Origin of the sequence: Tolypothrix campylonemoides VB511288_2 (assembly GCF_045999855.1) — a bacterium.
GTDB lineage: Bacteria > Cyanobacteriota > Cyanobacteriia > Cyanobacteriales > Nostocaceae > Scytonema > Scytonema bouteillei_A.
Window position 1 is genome coordinate 207,421 of the sequence record NZ_JBFPMW010000011.1, and the last position, 19,202, is coordinate 226,622.

7 protein-coding genes are annotated in these 19,202 nt (G+C 39.2%); all 7 read left to right on the plus strand.

The genetic code is table 11. The features are described 5' to 3' along the window. The first annotated feature begins 62 nt into the window (after positions 1 to 62). The 7 genes from ectB (at position 63) to AB0756_RS28360 (ending at position 19,160) form a co-directional block, all read left to right on the plus strand. Entirely contained in the window at positions 63 to 1,319 is a 1,257-nt protein-coding gene (gene ectB / locus AB0756_RS28330; protein WP_038081837.1) for a diaminobutyrate--2-oxoglutarate transaminase, read from the plus strand. A gap of 29 nt (positions 1,320 to 1,348) precedes the next feature. Next, positions 1,349 to 7,468 carry a non-ribosomal peptide synthetase gene (locus AB0756_RS28335; RefSeq protein WP_167844655.1) on the plus strand — a complete coding sequence of 2,040 codons (6,120 nt, stop codon included), beginning with the start codon at positions 1,349 to 1,351 and terminating at the stop codon, positions 7,466 to 7,468. 10 nt (positions 7,469 to 7,478) lie between these two features. After that, a complete protein-coding gene (gene panP / locus AB0756_RS28340) occupies positions 7,479 to 9,125 on the plus strand; it encodes a pyridoxal-dependent aspartate 1-decarboxylase PanP (protein WP_038081835.1) in 1,647 nt (548 codons plus the stop codon). Positions 9,126 to 9,175: 50 nt separating this feature from the next. Further along, the gene (locus tag AB0756_RS28345) at positions 9,176 to 9,958 is read left to right on the plus strand and encodes a class I SAM-dependent methyltransferase (RefSeq protein WP_038081832.1); all 783 of its coding nucleotides are present in this window, start codon (positions 9,176 to 9,178) and stop codon (positions 9,956 to 9,958) included. Between the two features lie 397 nt (positions 9,959 to 10,355). Continuing rightward, positions 10,356 to 13,538 (plus strand): type I polyketide synthase, encoded by a 3,183-nt coding sequence (locus tag AB0756_RS28350; protein ID WP_050045662.1) that lies wholly within the window; start codon positions 10,356 to 10,358, stop codon positions 13,536 to 13,538. Between the two features lie 44 nt (positions 13,539 to 13,582). Beyond that, entirely contained in the window at positions 13,583 to 17,689 is a 4,107-nt protein-coding gene (locus AB0756_RS28355) for a non-ribosomal peptide synthetase (RefSeq protein ID WP_050045661.1), read from the plus strand. 58 nt (positions 17,690 to 17,747) lie between these two features. Further along, on the plus strand, positions 17,748 to 19,160 hold the full coding sequence (locus tag AB0756_RS28360; protein WP_050045660.1) for a cytochrome P450: 1,413 nt from the start codon (positions 17,748 to 17,750) through the stop codon (positions 19,158 to 19,160). Positions 19,161 to 19,202 lie beyond the last annotated feature (42 nt).

Genomic DNA, 19,202 nt, shown 5'->3' on the forward strand with positions numbered 1-19,202 from the left:
GAGAGTTCTCCCTTGGGAGCATGGGTGTAATTTCAAGTAAATTAAGAAAAAGGTCAAAAAACATGAATATTTTTGAAAAACAAGAATCAAATGTTAGAAGTTATTGCCGAAACTTTCCAGATTTATTCCATCGAGCTAAAGGTTCTTTAATTTATTCAGAATCAGGCAAAGCTTACATTGATTTTCTAGCAGGAGCAGGTGCTTTAAATTATGGGCATAACAATGATTATATAAAACAAAAAGTGATATCTTATCTAGACGCTGACGGAGTTGCACATGGTTTAGATTTATATACATCTGCAAAAGAAAAGTTTTTAATTAAATTTAAGGAAACAGTTCTCCAACCTAAAAATTTGGATTATCGACTTCAGTTTTGCGGACCTACTGGAACCAATGCCGTTGAAGCTGCCTTAAAATTGGCAAGAAAAATAAAAAAGAGAACAGGCATATTCTCATTTATGGGAGCCTATCATGGGATGACATTAGGTAGCTTATCCATAAGCGGAAATCTTGAAATTCGAGCGGGTTCATTTGGCACATCAAATAATATAACGTTTATGCCTTACCCTTATGGTTTCATGTCAAATTTTGATACTATAGAGTATATGGAATCAGTCCTTACCGATCCTAATTCCGGGATTGAAAAACCAGCAGCAATTATATTTGAAACAGTACAAGCTGAAGGTGGAGTTATTGTAGCACCAATAGCATGGATGCAAAATCTCAGACAATTGTGCGATAAACATGAGATTTTATTAATCTGTGATGATATTCAAGTAGGCTGTAGTCGAACAGGACCATTTTTTTCATTTGAAAGAGCTAACATTGTTCCCGATATGGTAGTGCTTTCAAAATCTATCAGTGGTTACGGTTTTCCCATGTCACTTCTGTTAATTAAACCAGAATTCGATATTTGGCAACCAGGAGAGCATACTGGCACTTTCAGAGGCAATCAACTAGCTTTTGTCGGTGGAACTGCTGCTCTAGAGTATAAAGAAATTACTAATCTTGAGCAGGAAATTAAAGTTAAAGAAGCTTTTTTGAAGAATTTTCTCCTTGAGAAAATAGCATCCATAAATGAAAAAATAGAGATACGTGGACTTGGCTTAATTTGGGGTATTGATATCGCTCGTTTTGGTAAAATAGATTTGGCAAAAAAGATAGCTTCACGTTGTTTTGAACTAGGTTTAATAATTGAAAAAGTTGGTAGAGATAACACTGTACTAAAAATTTTGCCACCTTTGAATATTGAAATGTCTATTTTAGAAAAAGGATGCTCTATCTTAGAGCAAGCTTTTCACGATTTTTTAGAAAAATAAATTGAGTAATCTGTACTAAAGGGTGATAGATGATGTTGGCTAATCAAAGTAAAAATACATTAGCTCCTGAAGAAATCTTTTCTGACAAAATTTATTGGTTAAATCAATTATTTGGAGAATTACCAGAGACAAATTTGATTCTAGATTATGTTAGACCAATAACCTATGAAGGTAAGCATAATTCGATAAGTTTTGAATTATCTACTGATTTATCTGAAGCTCTTATTCAGTTTACAAATCGCTCTGACTTATCTATATACATAGTTCTTGTATCCGTACTGAGTATATTGATGCAAAAATACACTAATAACCGTGATGTGATTATTGGTTCTCCTATTTATCAATTTAAGGGAAGTGATACCTGTTCAAATACCATTGTTCCCCTACGTTTTAACATAATAAATCAACTGACATTTCAAGAATTTCTCTTACAAGCCAAAGAGACAATATTAAGTGCTTATACTCATCAAAATTATCCTTTTAATGAATTAGTAAAGTTATTAAAATTACCACAAAATCAAAATCGTTGTCCGATTTTTGATATAGTAGTTTTATTAGAAAATATACACCTCAAAAACCATATAATAAATCTAAATAATGATTTGACAATTTCGTTTAGATTAACTGGGAACCAGATAAATGGTAAAATATATTACAATTGTAATATTTTTCACGAAGAGATTCTTAAGTCTTTTATAAACACTTATAACAATGTTCTTGAAAGTGTTATAAACACTTCTTTTAAAATACCATTATCTGATATTGCATTTTTAAGACAAGTTGATAGACAACAGTTATTGGAAAAATTTAATAAAAAGGTCAAAAAATATCCCTTGGAGCAGACGATTGACAAATTATTTGAAAATCAAGTAGAACAAAATCCTAGTAGGATTGCAGTTGTTTATAAAGAACTTCATTTAACATATCAAGAGCTAAATGAAAACGTTAATCAATTAGCCACATTTTTGCAAAATTTAGGAATTGAGGAAGGAGAGTTTGTAGGGATTTTCAAAGAGCGAGACATCAATTTTTTGCTCGGTATACTTGCGATTCATAAGGCTGGTGGAGCTTATGTACCTATTGATAGTAACTATCCGGCGGATAGAATCAAATACATGGTATCCAACAGCGAAGTGCAAATTATTTTAACAGACTCTTCCTGTTTAAAGATTTTGCAAAGCTTACTAGAGAATTGTTCGCACCTAAAATGCTTAATTTGTTTGGACGCTCCACCTACGCACAAAGAATTCTTCAGCCTGAGTGATGTTAAAATCTACAATTCTCTCGATTTCAAGAATTGTTCTAAAAAGAATCCAGAAAGGAGCCATGTAGGAACTGCTCCAGCTTATATGCTATATACATCTGGTTCAACTGGATTGCCCAAAGGTACTATCGTTCGGCATGATGGGGCTATTAACCATATATATGCACAATTTGATGAACTAGAATTAACAGAAGATTTTTGTTTCTTACAAAGCGCTCCTTCTTCTACTGATATTTCTGTCTGGCAATTTTTAGCTCCACTCCTTATTGGTGGTAAAACAGTTATCGTTGACACAGAAACAAGTTTTGTTCCTGAAAAATTATTTGAAGTTCTTAAAGAGCAAAGTATAACAGTTGTTGAACTAGTACCAGCAGTATTTGGAGGATTGCTAAGCTATATTTCCCAATTACCTGAAGAGCGACGATTGTTACCAGAGTTGAAGTGGATGATGGTATCCGGAGAATCAATATCGGTACAGCGAGTTAATCAGTGGTTGAGTATATATCCTTCAATCAAGATAGCTAATGCTTACGGTCCCACCGAGGCTGCTGATGATATTACACAGTTTATAGCCGATAAAGCTTTACCAGAAAACCTACGGACTGTTCCTATTGGTAAGCCGTTAACTAACTTAAATCTCTATATTCTCGATTGCCAAATGCAATTAGTACCGATAGGATTTCCTGGAGAAATTTGTGTATCCGGTATCGGCGTAGGGAATGGGTATTGGAAAAATGAAGCAAAAACTAAATTAAGTTTTGTTCCTAATCCCTTTCCAAATACCAAACAAAAATTGCCAGAAAATAATCAAGATTTACTTTATAAAACTGGAGATTTAGGAAGGTGGCTCCCTGACGGGAATATCGAATTTCTAGAGCGTATAGACAACCAGGTAAAAATTCGAGGCTTCCGCGTCGAACTTGGAGAAATTGAAGCACTTTTGCATCAGCATTCGGCGGTGAGGGAAAGTGTAGTTATTGTTAGAGAAGATCGGCCTAGCGAAAAGCGTTTGGTGGCATATATAGTTCCAGAATTTGAGGTTCAGCAGCCACATGACAATGTGGATGAAGCACTATCAAATCAAAAATCGCCAATCAGTAGCGAACTAGTGTCACAACTCCGGAACCTCTTAAAAGAAAGGTTACCACAACATATGGTGCCGTCAGCTTTTGTAATGCTAAGAACTCTACCATTAGCTCCTAGCGGTAAGGTAGATCGCCGAGCGCTACCCGCACCCGATCTGATACAGCTTCAGTGCGATCGCAATTTTGTCTCTCCTTCTACTCCCATTCAAGAGATGTTAGCTGGTATTTGGATAGAAGTTCTTGGTGTTACGAAAGTCAGCATCTACGATAACTTCTTTGAATTGGGAGGCCATTCTCTACTGGCGACCCGTGTTATTTCTAAGGTACGACAAATCTTTGAGATAGAGTTTCCTCTGCGTCGCTTGTTTGAGCAGCCAACAATAGCTGAGTTAGCACCAGACATTGAGAAGAGCACTAAGGCGGGGTTAGGATTGGGAAGTTCTCCTATTGAAAACATTCCAAGGAACGGAGAGTTAGTTCTGTCCTTTTCCCAACAACGTTTGTGGTTCCTGGCTCAGCTACAACCTAATAGCTCTTTCTACAATATGTCAGCCGCTATCTGCTTGCAAGGAGAGCTAAATCAAAATGCCCTTGAGCAGAGCCTTAACGAAATTTTACGTCGCCACGAAGTCTTGCGAACTACCTTTAAAACAGTTGAAGGACGACCCATACAAGTCATTTTATCAGCAACAAGATTGTCATTGCCAGTGATTGATTTGAGTGAATTAACTTCAGATCAACAAAAAGCTAAAGTCAAACAATTGGCACTTGCTGAGGCACAACAGCCCTTTGACCTAACAACTGACTTAATGATTCGCGTGAAATTGCTGCGCCTTGGAGCACAAGAGCACGTAGCGGTATTTACCATGCACCATATTGCCTCTGATGGTTGGTCAATAAGTGTACTGTTACACGAACTTTCTGTACTTTATCAAACCTTTTGTACGGGGCAAGCGTCACCTCTTGTTGACCTACCGATTCAGTATGCAGACTTTGCCGCTTGGCAAAGGCGATGGCTTGTAGGAAAGACACGAGAGTCCCAGCTTACTTACTGGCGGCAACAATTAGATGGAATGCCAACAGTGCTGGAATTACCTACCGATCGCAAACGACCTGCTATTCAAACTTTCCGGGGTGCTACTTGTTCTTTTCAAATTTCTCAAGAGCAATCTACTGCACTCAAGACTTTGAGTCAGCAAGAAGGATGCACTTTATTTATGACTTTGCTAGCAGCTTTTAAAATATTGCTGCATCGTTATACAGGAAGTGAAGATATTGTAGTTGGTTCTCCTATTGCCAACCGCAACCGCTCTGAGATAGAACGGCTCATTGGTTGTTTTGTTAATACCTTAGTGTTTCGGACTCGTTTTGACAGCCATTTTACCTTCAAAGAGTTGTTAAGCCAGGTGCGAGAGGTAGCATTACAAGCTTACTCCCATCAAGATTTACCGTTTGATGTGCTGATAGAAGAGTTGCAACCGCAGCGATCGCTAAGCCACGCACCTCTATTTCAGGTGATGTTCATCCTTCAAAATGCACCAGTGTCAGAGATAGAGTTATTGGGTTTAAACTTGAGTCTTCTTGAAAATAACAGTGGTACAGCAAAGTTTGATTTGACCTTGTCCATGGAAGAGACTGCTTCAGGACTAGTTGGGACTTTCGAATATAATACCGATCTGTTTGAAGCGGAAACTATACACAGGATGGCTGGGCATTTACAGACGTTTCTTTTTGGAATTGTTAATAATCCAGAGCAGCACCTTTGGGAGCTACCTCTATTGACTGAAGCCGAAAAGACACAGTTTTTGAAGTGGAATGAAACACAAACTGAGTATCCACTGCAGCAATGCATTCATCAGTTATTTGAGGCTCAAGTAGAGCGTACACCCAATGCGGTTGCTGTAGCCTTTGCAGATCAACAACTGACATATACGGAGCTCGATCGGCGTGCAAATCAACTAGCACACTATTTGCACAAGTTGGGTGTAGGACCAGAGATATTGGTAGGCATAAGCGTAGAGCGATCGCTCGACATGGTTGTTGGGCTGTTAGGAATTCTCAAGGCTGGAGGTGCTTATTTACCTTTAGATCCGACATATCCACAACAGCGCTTAGCCTTCATGCTATCAGATGCACAAGTGCCAGTGTTACTCACTCAACAACGAAACAAAACAAAACTTCCCCAGCATAACGCACAAGTGGTTTGTTTAGATACAGACTGGCACACTATTGCTCAAGAAAGTCAACAGAACCCAATATGTAACACGACATCTGACAATTTGGCTTATGTCATTTACACCTCTGGTTCTACTGGAACACCCAAAGGAGTCCTCGGTCTCCATCGAGGTGCTGTAAATCGGTTTTACTGGATGTGGCAAACTTATCCGTTTGCAGAAACAGAAGTTTGTTGCCAGAAGACATCCTTAAACTTTGTGGATTCAGTTTGGGAAATTTTTGGACCTTTATTGCAAGGGGTGCGGACAGTTATTATTTCCGATGCTTTAGTTAAGAATCCGCAAAAATTTATAGAAGCCCTGGCAAGTAACCACGTGACGCGGTTAGTTCTTGTCCCTTCGCTACTGCGTTTGCTATTGAATACTGAAAACGATTTGCAAAAAAAATTACCCAAGTTAAAGTTTTGGGTGGTTAGTGGAGAAGCGCTCTCAATTGACTTATTGCAAAAATTTCGGCAGAGTATGCCAGAAAGCATCCTTTTGAATCTTTATGGTTCCTCAGAAGTTTCTGCTGATGTCACTTGCTACAATATCACCCCTCAAGATAACGCTCCTTCGCGAGTTGCAATAGGTCGTCCCATAGCTAATACGCAAATTTATGTGTTAGATAAGCATTTACAGCGTGTTCCCATTGGAGTGCCAGGTGAGTTGTATATTGGTGGTGCAGGACTGGCGAGAGGTTATTTAAATCGACCTGAGATGACCTCAGAAAAATTTATCTCAAACGATTTTGGATTGCCGATTTTAGATCTTAGATTGGGGGATTTGAGTCAGATGAGTCATCCAAAATCCCAAATTCAAAATTCAAAATCAAGTGCAGGTCTATACAAAACTGGGGACTTGGTTCGCTACCTCCCTGATGGCCATCTTGAATTTCTGGGGCGCATTGACCATCAAGTCAAGCTTCGTGGCTTCCGTATTGAACTTGGAGAGATTGAAGCAATTTTGAGTCAACATTCAGCAGTACAGCAAAGCGTGGTTGTTTGCAAGGACGATGAATCTAATGAACAGCAGTTATTAGCCTATGTCATTCCTTATCCACAACAGACAACCACTGTCACTGAACTTCATTGCTGGCTAAAAGAGAAACTACCCGATTATATGGTGCCAGCGGCCTTTGTAATGCTGGAGGCTTTACCACTCTTGCCCAATGGCAAAATTAATTACCAAGCGCTACCAATTCCCGCTCGTACACGTCCTGAATTGGAATCAGTTTATCAGTTACCACAAACAGAGCTAGAACAAACCATTGCCAGGATTTGGCAAGAAATACTTCTCATTGAGGAAGTTGGTATCCATGATAATTTCTTTGAGCTTGGGGGTCACTCATTGCTCTTAGTTCAGGTTCATAGCAAGCTACAACAAATATTTCAACAAGATTTTTCCTTAGTTGAAATGTTCCAATATCCAACTATAAGTCACCTAGCCAACTATTTAACTCATAATTCACGCAAACAAACATCTTTTCTACAACCTTCTCAAAAAGCTGAAATTATAACAGATTCGATACAGCGCCGAAAACAAATCGGACAAAAGCATCGAGCAGCCAGAAAGCAAAAAGGATAGGGATTGCAAAATGACATTAAGTAAAAAAGAAACCACACCAAATTACTGTCTTGAGGTTGAGTCAGCATTAAAGTATGGAATTGAAGAAAAAGTCATGCAAATGTTTACTCCATTGAGTCATGCAACATCTATAGGAAAAAAGATGGATGTGCGGGTTGCAACTTTAGCTGAAAATTTTTTAGAGGTCAATAATACTAGTACTGACATTGACATCGATTCTTTAGTGGAAAAGTTTGCTGACAGTAATGTCCCTATCGAACCCTCTAATTTTGATAGTTATTTTGAATACTTAGCTAATAATGTTGTTTCTCATTCAGTACAAACATCTTCACCAAAGTTTATTGGTCACATGACCTCTGCACTTCCCTATTTTGTGCAACCTCTGGCTAAACTCATGACGGCAATGAACCAAAATTCCGTCAAAATAGAAACAGCTAAAGCTCTAAGCTTCTATGAACGTCAGGCTTTAGCAATGATGCACCGACTGATTTACCAATTTGGCGATCGCTTTTATGCTCAGCACGCTCAAAACAGCGAGAGTACACTGGGAATTTTAGTTTCTGGCGGTACAACGGCTAATATTACAGCGCTTTGGTGTGCTCGCAATGCTTTTTTGGGGCCGAAGGATGGCTTTCTTGGCGTAGAAACAGAAGGTTTAACTGCCGCCCTAGATTTTTATGGCTACAAAGGAGCCGTCATCATTGGTTCTGAGTTGATGCATTACTCTTTTGATAAAGCCGCTGATTTATTGGGTATCGGTACCCGTGGTTTGGTTAAAATTCCCGCTAACCGTGAAGGGAGAGTAGATATATCTGCGTTACGCCAAGCTGTTGCACAGTGTCGTCTGCAAAACCAGTATATTATTGCTATCGTCGGTATTGCAGGAACGACGGATTCTGGTGGAGTGGACGCACTTTCTGATATCGCAGAGATTGCACAACAAAACAATATTCATTTTCACGTAGATGCTGCCTGGGGCGGACCGCTCATTTTTTCCAAACAACACGGACATAAACTTGCTGGTATCGAACGAGCTGATTCAGTGACCATTGATGGACACAAACAGCTCTATCTACCAATGGGTATTGGTATGCTTTTTCTGCGTGACCCACACTTGGCGAAAGCGATCGAAAAACAAGCAAGTTATACAATGCGTAAAGGCTCCTTCGATTTAGGTAAACGCGCTTTAGAAGGTTCTCGACCAGGTATGGCTTTATTCTTACATGCTGGACTAAACTTGATTGGAAGCCAAGGTTATGAATTTTTAATTGATGAAGGTATTAGAAAAACACAATATATGGCAGACCGTATCCGGTCAATGCCTGAATTTGAATTGCTAGCAGAACCTGATACTAACTTGCTCATTTATCGCTATATTCCAGAGCCATTGAGAGGGCTAGTTGCAAAAAAACAATTAACAGAAATTGATAACTTACTGATTAATGAATTCAATGAGAATCTTCAAAAAAATCAACGTCAAACAGGTCATACTTTTATCTCTCGAACCACAAAAATAATTTCGGAATTTGACAAAAAAATTCCTGTAATTGCTTTACGTGCGGTCATTGCAAATCCATTAACTACTGAAGATGATATCGATATCGTTTTGAACGAGCAGATTGAAATTGCTTTGAAGTTGCAATTTCAATTTCTTTAAAAAAGAGCAAAAAAATGACGTGATAATTGTTGAGAAATGGAGGAATCTTTATGTCTTCAGCAAATGCATCTCTTGAACAGAATATTCGCTCGTTTTATAATGACGTAAATGTAGCGTATTCAGGAGAACAAGTCAGTGATATCTGGCTAAATTTTGTGGGAAAACATTTCCTAGAATATTTGCCCTTAGGAAGCTATATTTTGGACATTGGCTGCGGGAAAGGAGAGCTAGTAAGAAAGCTGATAAACAAAGGTTATCAAGTCACTGGTCTCGATATATCTGACGGGATGTTGGAATTTGCTCGTAAAAAGATACCAAATGGTCGATTTATGCGAGATGATATACTCTCCTTAGAATTACCACCTACTTTCAATGCGGTTGTTGCATCAAATAATGTCTTCAATCATATTTTAAATCTTGATGATTTAACAAAGGCTTTCCAAAATATTTACTCAGCACTTTTAGAAAATGGTTGGTTTGTATTTGACTCAACTGAAGGCTCGAGAGTACTAGACGGTGATAGTCCAATTGAAAATCCTCTAGCCGATGGTGATTTTGGAGAAGATTATGCTTGGCTGGAGCGTTATACGAACAATACCCCTGATGGGAAATCATATCAATACCAGCGAGTTACATTTCAACTGTTGAATGGACAATGGCAACGTTCAGAAAGCGTTTGTACAATACAAGGTTATTCTAAAGCAGAAGTTCAATTTGCTCTAGAAAAAGCAGGCTTCACAAAAGTAACGATCTATGATTTAACAAAAGATAAAGATTTTCCAACACATTTCTTGGAAGACTTAAGGATGGCATATGTTGCTCGTAAGCTCTAGAAACTCAGTACATTAATCCTATGGAACCCAGTTTTTTTATAAAGACTAACAATATTTAGTCTGTAGGTCAACAAGACAAGCTAACAATTATTTAACTTGCACAACCTTAATAAACCTAACTCTTGTGAGGAGAGCGTTCCCGTCTGCCTCTACCAATACAGCAAGGGCTGAGAAAATTGTCGAGTGAGACAAGCACTTTTGTGCAGGGGAGGAAAAAAATGCTTAACCGAGAAGTATTGCCAGCCCTACTGTGTAAATTAAAAGCGTAAAAGCTTATTCAGCTTTGCACCTTTGGAAAAACTGGGTCGTTTGTCTCCATTTTGATTAATGTAACGGTGCTTTAAACTCAAAATGTGCTTAGAAATTCTCTGGTTAAATCAAATAAAAATTTATGCTGATGAATGAGTCAAATGAATTTAATAGCTTTGAGAATAAAGATGAAATAGCTATCATCGGTATGTCAGGTCGTTTTCCAGGAGCAAAAAATGTTGATATTTTTTGGCAAAATCTGCGAGACGGTGTGGAATCAATTTCTTTTTTCACTCATGATGAACTAGCATCTACAGGAGTCGATCCAGTTGTTCTAACCGATCCTAGTTATGTGAAAGCAGGCAGTGTCTTGGAAGATATAGAGTTATTTGATGCGTCATTTTTCGGATTTACTCCTAAAGAAGCCGAAATAATGGACCCACAACATCGCCTCTTGATGGAATGCGTTTGGGAAGCTCTAGAAAGCGCTGGCTATAATTCTCAAACTTACACTGGTAAAATTGGTCTTTTCGCTGGTGCAAATTTAAGTTCTTACTTATTTTCAAACATATTTTCCAACCTATATCCTAATTGGTTATCGCTCAAACCAGTAGAAGCATTTCAAATTTTTCTTGGAAATGAGAAAGACCACTTAACAACACAAATTTCTTATAAGTTAAATTTAACAGGACCAAGTGTTAATGTTCAAACAACTTGTTCTACATCGTTGGTCGCTGTTCATTTTGCATGCCAAAGTTTATTAAATGGAGAAAGTGATATTGCGATCGCAGGTGGTGTTTCAATAATAGTGCCACAAAGCACGGGCTACTATTACGAGCAAGGGGGAATTCTGTCGTCTGATGGTCACTGTCGAGCCTTTGACGCAAAAGCCGGAGGAACTATATTTGGTAACGGGTTGGGTGTAGTGGTCTTGAAACGGTTAGAGGAAGCGATCGCGGATGGTGATTTTATTCATGCGGTTATCAAAAGTTCCGCTATCAATAATGATGGTTCTTTAAAGGTTGGTTACACAGCTCCTAGTGTAGATGGTCAAAGAGAAGTGATTTTAGAGGCGCTTGTTTTGGCTGGAGTTGAACCCGAATCCATTTCCTATATTGAAACTCATGGTACGGGAACAACTTTGGGAGATCCGATTGAAATTACCGCTCTGACACAAGCTTTTCGTTCTAACAGCAGTAAAAAAGGATTTTGTGCAATTGGTTCTGTAAAGACCAATATTGGGCACCTAAACACAGCTGCTGGTATTACTGGTTTAATCAAGACTGTCCAAGCCCTAAAACACAAACAAATACCTCCTAGTTTAAATTTTGATCAACCCAATCCTCAAATTGACTTTGCTAACAGCCCCTTCTACGTTAATACTGCGTTGTCGGAATGGAAGAGCAAAAGCACCCCTCGCCGCGCTGGTGTCAGTTCTTTTGGTATTGGAGGAACTAATGCTCACGTTATTCTCGAAGAAGCACCAGTGGCATCGCGATCTATCACTTCTCCATCACGTCCTTGGCAGTTGTTGTTACTTTCAGCTAAAACTTCTTCCGCTTTGGAGTACGCCACAGTCAACTTAGCTTATTATCTTCAACAAAATTCAGATATTAACCTTGCTGATGTTGCTCACACCCTCCAAGTTGGTCGTCGGACTTTCGAGCATCAACGGATGGTGGTTTGTTCTGATTTACAAGATGCAATTAACACACTCACCTCTTTAGATCCGCAACGAGTATTCACCTACTACCAAAAGCCCAGCCACCACCCAATCGTCTTTATGTTTCCTGGGCAGGGATCGCAGTATGCGAACATGGCGCAGGAACTTTATGAAGTTGAGCCAACATTCTACAAACAAATTGATATATGTGCAGATATTCTTAAACCTCTCCTTGGTCTTGATATACGTCAGATACTTTATCCAAATGAACAACAGACCAATGTAGAAACGCAATGTATCGCCTCTCTACAACAGACAGCAATAACTCAACCTGCTCTGTTTGTTATTGAATACGCCCTTGCCAAGTTATGGATGGAGTGGGGTGTGTCTCCTACAGCAATGATTGGTCATAGCATTGGTGAATATGTAGCCGCTACTTTAGCTGGAGTGTTTTCTTTAGAAGATGCGTTAACTCTGGTGACAGCGAGAGGTCAAATGATGCAGGAACTGCCTTCAGGAAGTATGCTTGCTGTTGCACTGTCTGAAAAAGATGTGCAATCTTTGTTAGGTGTAGAGATGTTACATACAACATCTCTACAACTAGCAGCAATTAACAGTCCTTCCTCATGTGTAGTTTCAGGAAGAACAGAAGCTATAGAGGTGTTACAGAACTATTTAACTTCCAAAGGCGTAGATTGTCGTCGTTTACACACCTCTCATGCCTTCCATTCTCACATGATGTCAGACGTGTTGGAATCCTTCACTCTTGCAGTTAAACAAGTTAGCTTAAAACCACCTCAAATTCCCTTCATTTCTAACGTGACTGGTACTTGGATTAAGAAAGATGAAGCAACCAACCCAAGTTATTGGAGCCAACATCTACATCAGACGGTAAGATTTTCTTCTGGAATTCTTGAGTTGTTAAAACAACCAGAAGGAATTTTACTAGAAGTTGGTCCAGGGCGAACATTAAGCACATTTGCTAAACAGCACTTAGAAATAGATGCTAAACAATTAGTACTTAATTCTTTACGCCATCCTAAAGAACAACAATCAGATGTTGCTTTTATGCTGAATACATTAGGTCGTCTTAGCATGGCAGGTATACAGATAGATTGGTCAGGATTTTACAATTATGAAAGACGCCATCGTCTTCCCTTACCTACTTACCCCTTTGAACGCCAGCGTTATTGGATTGACGGGAAGTTGCCATCATATAATAAGGAAAAATTGGTTGTTGATTCTAAAATAAATTTAAATGCGAAGAGCAACCATAGCTTTCAAATAGAACCTTTATCAGATGATATAAAAGATTCCCATCAAAAAAAAATATCCTCACATTATTTAAGTCCAAACTATAGTAATTCTTATGCTCCTCCAACAAGCAACTTAGAAAAACAAATTACCCATATGTGGCAACAGGTTTTAGGAATTGAGCAAGTTAGTCTTTATGACAACTTCTTTGAATTAGGAGGAAATTCTCTCATTGCCACTCAATTAGCTTCACGGTTACAAGCAATATTTCCTGTGGAATTACCACTCCGTGACCTTTTACTGGAAGGATTGACTGTAGCTAAGCAAGCAGAAATGATTGAACAACTTCTTTTGAAAAAGATTGATGAATTATCTGAAGAGGAAGTTGCTGTTATTTTAGCTAGTATAAATTAACAATTAGCCATTAGCCATTAGCCATTCGCTATTAGTCATTAGAAATGGATAAGCAATACTCTAATTTATCACCTACTAAAAAAGCTCTTTTAGACAAGTGGAAAGCAGGGAATTTCAAAACAGACGCTATTCCTAAGTGTCTGCATTCCAACCCTGTTCCCTTATCTTTTTCTCAGCAACGGTTGTGGTTTATTGACCAACTTTATCAGGGAAGCCCCTTCTATAATATTCCGAGCGTCCTTCATTTAGAAGGCTCGCTTAATGTGGAGGCACTTCAGCAAAGTCTCAACGAAATTCTCAGGCGACATGAAGCTTGGCGCACAATTTTTATCATAGTGGATGAACAACCAATGCAAGTGGTTACATCCAAATTAACCTGGGAGCTACCGCTCATCAACCTTGAGCATTTATCGAACAAAGATTGGGAACCCATAATTCAGCAACTTGCAACTGAGGAAGCAAAAAAGCCCTTTAATTTAGCCACTGAAGTTTTAGTCAGAGCAACTTTGGTTCGTTTAAGGGAGACAGAGCACGTTTTGCTTTTAACCATGCATCATATTATTACAGATGGATGGTCTATGGGTGTATTTGCACGTGAGTTAGCAACGTTGTATGCTGCTTTCTCGACAGGTCAGTCTTCTCCTCTGTCTGAACTTCCTATCCAGTACCGAGATTTTACCGTTTGGCAGCGCCATCGCCTACAAGGTAAATTGCTCCAAACCCAACTTAATTACTGGAAACAACAACTCAGCGGTGAATTGCCTGTATTACAGTTACCTGTAGATCGTCCGCGGCCCACTGTAGCGACTTTTATAGGTGCAAAGCAATATTTTACGTTCTCCCAAACCTTAACTGCGGCACTGAATAAGTTAAGCCAGCGGGAAGAAGCGACTTTATTTATGACTTTGCTAGCGGCTTTTAATATATTGCTTTACCGCTACACCGATCGAGAAGATATTTTGGTAGGTTCTTCAATTGCCAACCGTAACCGAGCTGAATTAGAAGGACTAGTTGGCTTATTTGTCAATACTTTAGTACTGCGTAATGACCTGAGCGGTAATCCCAGCTTTCGAGAGCTTCTGAGCCGAGTGCGAGAGGTGACTCTTAATGCTTATGCACATCAGGATTTGCCTTTCGAGAAATTGGTAGAACAATTGCAACCCGAGCGTGACTTAAGCCGGAACCCTCTGTTTCAAGTTATGTTTGTCCTGCATAATACACCAATGCCCGTTCATGAAGTTCCTGGTTTAACCTTACGTGCTTTGGAAGTTGATAGCGGTACATCTCAATTTGATATTTTTGTATCAATGTCTGAATCCCAAAAAGGATTAACAGGGTTTTTAGAATACAGCACTCACTTGTTTGATGCCACAACAATTAACCTCTTTATCAGCCATTTCCAAACTTTACTAGAAAGCATTGTTGCTAACCCCAATCAGCAAATTTCCGAGTTACCACTACTCACTGTTCAAGAGCAGGAACAATTATTAGTAGAGTGGAACAATACTCGCGCAGACTATCCTCGCCATGTTTCTTTACATCAATTATTTGAGGAGCAAGTCAGCTGCTCTCCTGATGCTTTGGCTTTCATGAGTCTGTCAGAAACAATTACTTACGATCGGCTTAATTATAAAGCTAATCAACTGGCTCATTATTTAAAAAATTTGGGAGTTACGACAGGAACCCTTGTTGCCATTTGTCTGGAACGCTCAATAGAAATGGTTGTGGCGCTTTTAGCCATTCTTAAAGCTGGCGGTGCTTACCTACCGCTTGATATCAATTATCCGCTTGAGCGTCTTAGCTTTATGCTGAGTGATTCTCAAGTCTCATTGGTCATTAGTCAGAAATCATTCGTTAATCGCTTTGAACAAATGACCAATGACAAAGAACAAATATCTATTATTTGTTTAGACACTGATTGGGAAACAATCAAACAAGAAAGCCAGGAAAATCCCAAACATACATCGACTGGGGAGAACCTCGCCTATGTGATTTACACTTCTGGCTCTACCGGAACTCCTAAAGGTGTTCTCGGTACTCATAAAGGTACAGTGAATGGGTTACACTGGCTGTGGAAAACCTATCCTTTTATGGACGCGGAAGTTTGCTGTCAAAAAACAGCCATTAGTTTTGTAGACTCGGTATGGGAGATTTTTGCTCCTTTACTACGGGGAATTCCGACTGTGATTATTCCTGATGGGGTTGTCAAAGATCCTCAACTTTTCCTAGAAACTCTTGCTAATCATAATATTACACGAGTCATACTTGTTCCTTCTTTGCTGCAAATCTTTTTAGATACTTACGGTCATCTTACGAAGAATTTATCACATTTAAGACTTTGGATAACAAGTGGTGAGGCGCTTTCTCTTAGTTTGGCGCAAACTTTTCGTAAGTTAATGCCACACGCAAAACTGATTAACCTTTATGGTTCATCTGAGGTTTCTGCTAATGTCACTTACTACGATACAACATTGTTGCCAGAGCGCTCGACAAGCGTTCCCATTGGTCATCCTATTGATAATACACAAGCTTATGTACTAAATCGCTATTTACAGCTTGTACCAAAAGGTGCTGTTGGAGAATTGTACATTGGCGGAGATGGTTTAGCAAAGAGTTATTTGAACCGTGCTAAACTAACCCAAGAAAAGTTTATTGATAACCCCTTCGTACTAGGAACTAAGCTTTATAAAACTGGTGATTTAGTACGCTACCTTAACAATGGCGAGCTTGAGTATTTAGGTCGCTATGACGACCAAGTCAAAATTCGTGGTTTCCGGGTAGAATTGGGAGAAATTGCAATAGCGATCGCGCAGCATCCTGACGTTCGAGAAGCTGTTGTTATTGTCCGCAATGATGCTCAAGGCGATCGACATCTCATTGCTTATTTGGTGCAAAAGAAAGAAAACTTAGCGTCAGATCTCTTGCCATATTTACAACAGAGACTGCCAAAGCATATGATACCATCTAGCTTTGTGGTATTAGATGCGATACCGCTAACGCCAAATGGGAAAGTAGACAAGCAAGCTCTACCAACAGATAATGCCATTTCATTGACCTCTACTCAATCTTTTGTAGCTCCTCGAAATTTTACCGAATTAGCTCTTGCAAAAATTTGGGAAAATCTTCTGAGCATTAGCCCAATTGGAGTTACGAATAACTTTTTTGATTTAGGAGGGCACTCTTTTTTAGCTATACGCTTAATCGCTCAAATTAATGAGCGTTTTGGGAAAAACCTAGCACTGTCTGCTCTTTTTGAAAATACGACAATTGAGAAGCTAGCGAAAATTATTAACCAAGAAACCCATGTAATTTCAAGTTCTCCAATGGTAGCCATTCAACCTTGCGGCTCCAATCTTCCTTTATTTTGCGTACATGCTGCAGGGGGAGAAATCAATAACTACCTAAATTTAGCAAAAAAACTCGGTATAGAGCAGCCATTCTATGCTTTAGAACAAAGACCAAGCCAACAAGATCCTGAAATTATTTCCGTAGAGGAAATAGCAGCTTACTATCTCAATGAAATTCGTGCTGTACAACCGCATTCTCCCTATCTTTTAGGAGGTTGGTGTTACGGAGGTATGATAGCTTTTGAAATGGCACAACAACTACAAAAGCAAGGAGAAACGGTCAATTTACTTGTTGTGATTGATACTATTCTGCCAGAAAGCGCCATTCAGCCAACAACAGATGATGATGCTAAATTGTTACTCCGGCTTGCTGAATCTGTAAAAAACTGGTTTGGTATAGATTTTTCAATTTCCTATGATGAACTTGTTCAATGGCCGTTGGAGAAGCAATTCCATCTCTTAATGAGAAAGACTAATCTTGATATAAGCAATACAGAAATTGAACAACATTTTCGTAGTTATAAACTTTTCAAAGCTCATATCCAAGCAATGAGGAATTATGTTCCTCAGGTTTACCCTCAAGAGATTACTTTATTAAAAGCTCGGGAGGAAATTGTTCACGATTTTCAAAGTCTAGAGTTTCATACTAACGATCCTTTGTTAGGTTGGGGCAGATACTCTACTCAACCTATCAACATGATAGAAGTTCCAGGCAATCATTTTTCAATGTTTAATGAACCGCACGTTCAAGAATTAGCTAATCAATTAAAAATTTGTCTTGATAAGGCAAAACAAAAAGCATAAAAAAATTATTCCTTGTCCTCTCTTTGTATTCTCTCCGCTTTATCGTTAAAAAAGACTGATGCAAATACCAGAAGTAGAAAAACATCCCCTCTCGTTTCACCTTATTAGAATGGCGCTCGATCCCCTTAACCATCTCGATGCTCTTAGTAAGCGCTATGGGGACATTTTCACGATAATGTTTGGTTCTACACCCGCAGTATTCGTGAGTCATCCAGAAGGAATTAAGCAAATTTTTACTAATACAAAAGATATTAAAGCCCCTGGTGAGTTAAATCGAGATATGGTTTTGATGACAGGGCAACAAGGAATACTTCAGCTTGATGGCTCCCGCCACAAACATCGACGTAAGCTGTTGATGCCAGCTTTCCATGGTGCTCGCATGCAAGCCTACGCACAGCAAATTTGTGACCTTACAGAAAAAGCGATCGCTCAGTATCCTATAGGTAAATCTTTCTTAGCCTACCCAACTATCGAATCTATTACCCTACAAATAAGTATGCAGGTGGTACTGGGTTTACATAAGGGTGAACGCTTTACCAAACTTCAGCACTTTCTTCCTGCTGTACTCCACCACATGCGTTCGCCTTTGATGCAAATCTGCTTTGGGTTGCCCTTCTTGCAAAAAGATTTAGGTCATTGGAGCCCGTGGGGATACCTTCTTTACCTACGGCAAGAAATTTACCAACATCTCGACGCTGAAGTTAAAGAACGCCGCTGTGACGCATCTCTACAACAAGAGGAGACTGACATATTATCTGAATTAATCTCCGCCCATAATGAAGCGGGTGAGCCAATCGCAAATGAAGAGGTGCGAGATTTATTGCTCTCGCCGCTATTTGCTGCTCAAGATGCATCAGGAGTAGCGATCGCTTGGTTACTGTACTGGATTCATCGTTTACCTAAAGTCCGCGACCAATTGCTTAAAGAACTTGATAGCCTTGGTGAATGCCCAGATCCAATGAGCATAATTGAACTGCCTTACCTGAGTGCTGTCTGTCAAGAAGCTCTACGAATTTACCCAACTCAGTTGTTTACATTTCCACGAAGAGTAGAATCACCAGTTGAGTTGATGGGCTATGAGTTAAGTCCAGGAACTCTACTCTTTGGCTGTATTTATCTGACGCATCAGCGTGAGGAGTTATACCCGCAGCCAAAACAATTTCAGCCAGAACGCTTTCTTGAAAGACAATTTTCGACATATGAGTTTTTGCCGTTTGGTGGAGGTGTTCGTAGTTGTATTGGTGCAACTTTTGCTCTATTTGAAATGAAGCTAGTCTTGGCAACAATTCTTTCACGATACCATTTAGCACTCGTTAATAAACGACCAGAACAACCAAGATTTGAAGGTTTGATGTGTTATCCCGCTAGTGGAGTAAAGATGAAGGTGCTAAGTCAACTTCAATATCAAGAAAAAAGAATAGGTACAACGACCATTCCACAAGAAGGTCAAAAATGTAATGCATTAAATTAAAAATACTAACAAATTAACTACTCAAGAATCATCCACTCAAAA